This is a genomic window from Erwinia sp. V71 (assembly GCF_965644245.1).
Lineage (GTDB): Bacteria > Pseudomonadota > Gammaproteobacteria > Enterobacterales > Enterobacteriaceae > Erwinia.
Genome location: NZ_CBFFRK010000195.1, coordinates 1 through 4,125, shown reverse-complemented (window position 1 = coordinate 4,125; position 4,125 = coordinate 1). Strand labels below are relative to the sequence as shown.

The window sequence follows — 4,125 nt, the reverse complement described above, 5'->3', positions numbered from 1 at the left end:
ATAGTAAGTCCGTACGGTTCTGAGTTGCTGCATATTGCTATTTTAAGTCAATATACGGTATGTATGAGACGCTTACGCGGATGCTGATGCTTTTACCGATATACAGCGGCATTTGTGTGCTGTCGCCATGAAACAGATACACACCGGGCAGTTCCGGCAGTTCATCGAGAAAATGGCGCAGGTGTTCGGGGTAGTGATAAATTGCCGCCGCTTCAAATTCCAGGCGATGGCGGGTGAGACGTGTTGGCAAAGGCGACTCCGCTTACTGTTTACTTATCCAGTATAGCAGGGGTGACGAAAAGAGGTACAGCAGGAAAGGGGATCAGTGGCCGGGCGAGTGGTTAAAGCAGGGCGGCACCGTCACCGCCCACACAGAGATCAGGACTCTTTTTTCCAGAAATCATCAAATACCGTAATCGGCGGACGACGTTTGTGCTCGGTTTTCAGATACCAGCCTTCAATGATTTTCGCACTGGCTGCATCGATCGTTTTGCCTTCCAGATACTGGTCGATGAGCGAGTAAGTTACACCCAGTGCCACTTCGTCCTGCAGACCCGGGCGGTCATCTTCCAGGTCGGCGGTCGGGTGTTTCAGATACAGATGTTCCGGGCAACCCAGTGCTTTCAGCAGCTGTTTACCCTGGCCTTTGTGCAGACGGAAAATCGGGTTGATATCCGTGCCGCCATCGCCGTACTTGGTGAAGAAACCGGTGACGGCTTCTGCCGCATGATCGGTGCCCACCACCACGCCCGCGTTCATCCCGGCGATGCTGTACTGCGCCTTCATCCTTTCACGCGCTTTTTCATTGCCGCGAATAAAATCGGACAGTTCCACGCCCGCCTCACGCAGCGCTTTCTCACTGGCCAGCACGGACTCTTTGATATTGACGGTCAGAACGCGGTCCGGCTGAATAAAGCTGATTGCGTCCTGGCAATCCTGCTCATCTGCCTGCACGCCGTAAGGCAGGCGCACCGCGATAAACTGATACGCCGGGTCGCCGGTTTCTTCGCGCAGCTCGCGGATCGCGGTCTGGCTCAGTTTGCCGGTCAGGGTGGAATCCTGGCCACCGCTCAGGCCGAGCACCAGTGATTTAATAAACGGGTAAGTTTTCAGGTAGGATTTCAGAAATTCAACGCTGGTGCGGATTTCTTGCTGCGGGTCGATCACTGGCTTTACGCCAAGTGCGGCGATAATCTCTTGCTGCAGTGCCATGAACCTCTCCTCAAGTCAGTTGCATCATTCTCTGCTGTTAAGCTAACGCGCATCCGGCAAAACGACAAGAAACAATCGTCATGGATGCGCGTCAAATGCTGTTAAATCAGACAGTTTTCGCTTTTTTCGCCAGCAGGACAAACATCAGGATCGCCAGCAGATAGCAGGCGAAGATGGTCATCGTCATGGTCAGCACCGAGGTGCCGCCCAGACCGGTCAACGGCACACTGAGTGCGCCCAGGCTGAACATGGTGACGCCAATCACTGCCGATGCACTGCCGGCGCGCTGTCCCTGGCTCTGCATCGCCAGAGATGACGCGGTAGTGCCGATGACGCCAACACTGGCAATGGTAAAGAACAGCGCCACCAGTATCAGCGGCAGCGGGGCATGGCTGATACCGGCCAGCAGCAGGGCGCTGGCGGCAATAAACGCCAGTGCCAGCCCGCCTTTCAGCACCCGGTACTCGCCCCACAGCGTGCAGAAGCGCGCGCTGGTCTGTGATGCAATAATCAGGCCGATGCCGTTAACGGCAAAGCACAGACTGAAACCCTGCGGCGACATGCCATACAACTGCTGCAGCACAAACGGTGATGCACCGATATAAGCGAACATGCCCGCCATCATCAGACCCTGGGTCAGACAGAAGCCCATAAAGGCGCGATCTTTCACTACCTGTCCCAGTCCGGCCCAGGCGGACAACATACTCCCCTGGTTGCGTCTGTCGGGTGGCAGCGTCTCACTCAGTGTGCTGCGTGATAACACCAGCAGCAGCACGGCGATCAATGCCAGCGCCATAAACAGTCCGCGCCAGTCGAGGAACGCCATCAGCGCGCCGCCCAGTACGGGCGCGCCAATCGGTGCCAGACCATTAACCAGCATCAGCAGCGCGAAGAAGCGCGTCAGTTCATGGCCGCTGTACATATCACGCGCCACAGCACGCGACAGCACTGCGCCGCCGGCACCGGACAGTCCTTCAAACAGACGCGCGACCAGCAGCTGGTTAATATCCTGCGCCAGCGCACAGCCAACCGAGGAGATAAAAAACAGCACCAGTGACAGCAGTAACGGGCGGATGCGGCCATATTTATCGCTCATTGGGCCAAAAATCAGCTGGCCTGCACCCAGCCCCAGTAAACCAGCTGTCAGGCTGAGCTGCGCCGTGGCGGTGGAGGTCTGCAGCTCGCTGGCGAGTTCCGGCAGGGCGGGCAGGTAGAGATCGGTGCAGAGCGGGCCAAGTGCGGCCAGCATGCCCAGAGTGACCGCGTAAACCACGCGGTTAGGGTGTGCGCGAGATGTCATGGATCTTCATTCTCAAACAGTTGTTGCAGCAGTTGCTGATAAATGACCTGCAGCCGCTCCGCTGAGGCTTTCTGCGGTGTCAGGCGGCGGTAGGCGGTTCCTTCAACCATCACCGCCAGCACTTCCACACAGGCGCGGATGCGTTCCTCGCTAAACTGTGGGTGTTCACGTTGTACGGTGCTGACTGCGTGATGGAACATACGATGGTCGGCATCCGCCAGCATCGCGGCGACCCGTGGATTACGTGTCGCTTCCGCCGCGACTTCCAGCATCAGCGCCTGATCGTCTTCATCCGGCACTTCGCACCACGCCAGCAGGGCGGGTAATTTTGGCGTGTGGGTATGCTCGCTCAGTTCCGCCATCCGCTGGTCGATAATCCGGCGGACGATCTCCTCGATAATGGCGTCTTTGTTAGTGAAATAGCGGTAGATTTGGCCGACGCTGAGCTGCGCCTCGCTGGCAAGCTGCGCCATGCTGGCGGCATGAAAACCGGACTGACGGAAACAATGCCGTGCAGCGGTAATGATTTCGTCCTGACGCTGGCGATGACGAAGATCGCGGGCGCTGGGTTGCGGGTCCATAGCGTCCTCCTGTGAATCTGCAGGGGTGGTAGTAAGATGTATTGAGAGCGTTCATTCTCATTTTTAAACGGCATTATACGGAAGCTGGCGTTGATTCCCACATTTTTCTTTATCAGCCTGGTCACGGGGATTTCAGCGGAGTCCGAAAACGCGCTGGCAGAGCGGCATAAATTTGATAAATCAGCCTTTCTGTTCCACGCTTATAATCACATGGACAATAAATGAGGAATAACAAAATGACGAAAGTAACAGGACTGATTGGTGCTGCTGTGGCTTTAGCTGTGTTATCCGGATGTACTGCCTATGATCGCGCGGAAAGTTATGTCACCACGCCGGTGGTAAAAGATGTGAAGAAAGGGATGACGCGTGAGCAGGTGCGTGAGATTGCGGGTCCAGCTTCGACGGAAATCACCATGGTGCATGCTCGCGGAACCTGCCAGACCTACGTGCTGGGTGAACGCGACGGTAAAACGCAGACTTACTTCGTAAGCTACAACGACACCGGACGGGTTATGAATTACGGCTTCCAGAGCTGTAAAGAGTACGATACCGATCCACAGGCGGCGAAATAAGCTTCGTCTGGTAACGCGTGTAGGTAACAGGAACGCGTTAAAGAATAATACCGATGTTATTGCAAGCCCGACAGTGTTCGGGCTTTTTTATATCCTGCTGATATCCCCGCTATTTTTATGCTGCCTGCGAAATTCTATTAATTGAGTGTGTAACATTAACTACTTATTTATATTTTATGGGTAGGGTTGTTTTCTTTATCTGATGTGATGGTGCTATCAATATAACGTCAATAAATGAAGACAGTTGATGGAGTGTTGTGATAACTTCCTGTTGCTTGCCTGATAAATAGAAAATAACAAGGTTAACCGTTTCATTGTATATTAATATATATGGCTTTATATCGCTGTCATGTTTGCCACTTCTGCCCGTTAATGATCACTGCTTCGCGAATTCAGATAATAAGTGCAACGCTCGGACATGATTGTGGAGAGTGTAGGAGGAAGGGTTAACTACCGATAA

4 protein-coding genes and 1 pseudogene are annotated in these 4,125 nt (G+C 54.2%); 1 reads left to right on the top strand and 4 read right to left on the bottom strand.

The window, feature by feature from the left end:
• Nucleotides 1–67: 67 nt before the first annotated feature.
• The 4 genes and pseudogenes from ACSZO1_RS21790 to ACSZO1_RS21775 all read right to left on the bottom strand — a co-directional run.
• Nucleotides 68–250 (bottom strand): annotated as a pseudogene (locus ACSZO1_RS21790) (endonuclease); the annotation flags it as partial.
• Between the two features lie 128 nt (nucleotides 251–378).
• A complete protein-coding gene (nadE, locus tag ACSZO1_RS21785; protein ID WP_437616393.1) occupies nucleotides 379–1,212 on the bottom strand; it encodes an ammonia-dependent NAD(+) synthetase in 834 nt (277 codons plus the stop codon).
• A gap of 106 nt (nucleotides 1,213–1,318) precedes the next feature.
• A complete protein-coding gene (locus ACSZO1_RS21780) occupies nucleotides 1,319–2,512 on the bottom strand; it encodes a multidrug effflux MFS transporter (protein WP_437616391.1) in 1,194 nt (397 codons plus the stop codon).
• Nucleotides 2,509–3,093, bottom strand: coding sequence for a TetR/AcrR family transcriptional regulator (locus ACSZO1_RS21775; RefSeq protein WP_437616389.1), 585 nt, complete (start codon nucleotides 3,091–3,093; stop codon nucleotides 2,509–2,511). Before ACSZO1_RS21775 ends, ACSZO1_RS21780 begins: the two co-directional genes overlap by 4 nt.
• A 236-nt stretch (nucleotides 3,094–3,329) precedes the next feature.
• Between ACSZO1_RS21775 and osmE the strand changes: the two genes are divergently transcribed.
• Nucleotides 3,330–3,665, top strand: coding sequence for an osmotically-inducible lipoprotein OsmE (osmE, locus tag ACSZO1_RS21770; RefSeq protein ID WP_437616387.1), 336 nt, complete (start codon nucleotides 3,330–3,332; stop codon nucleotides 3,663–3,665).
• Nucleotides 3,666–4,125: the final 460 nt, after the last annotated feature.

Excerpts from the sequence above, each read along its gene's own strand:
- osmE (WP_437616387.1), top strand. The coding sequence starts at position 3,330 with ATGACGAAAGTAACAGGACTGATTGGTGCTGCTGTGGCTTTAGCTGTG.
- ACSZO1_RS21775 (WP_437616389.1), bottom strand. The coding sequence starts at position 3,093 with ATGGACCCGCAACCCAGCGCCCGCGATCTTCGTCATCGCCAGCGTCAG.
- nadE (WP_437616393.1), bottom strand. The coding sequence starts at position 1,212 with ATGGCACTGCAGCAAGAGATTATCGCCGCACTTGGCGTAAAGCCAGTG.
- ACSZO1_RS21780 (WP_437616391.1), bottom strand. The coding sequence starts at position 2,512 with ATGACATCTCGCGCACACCCTAACCGCGTGGTTTACGCGGTCACTCTG.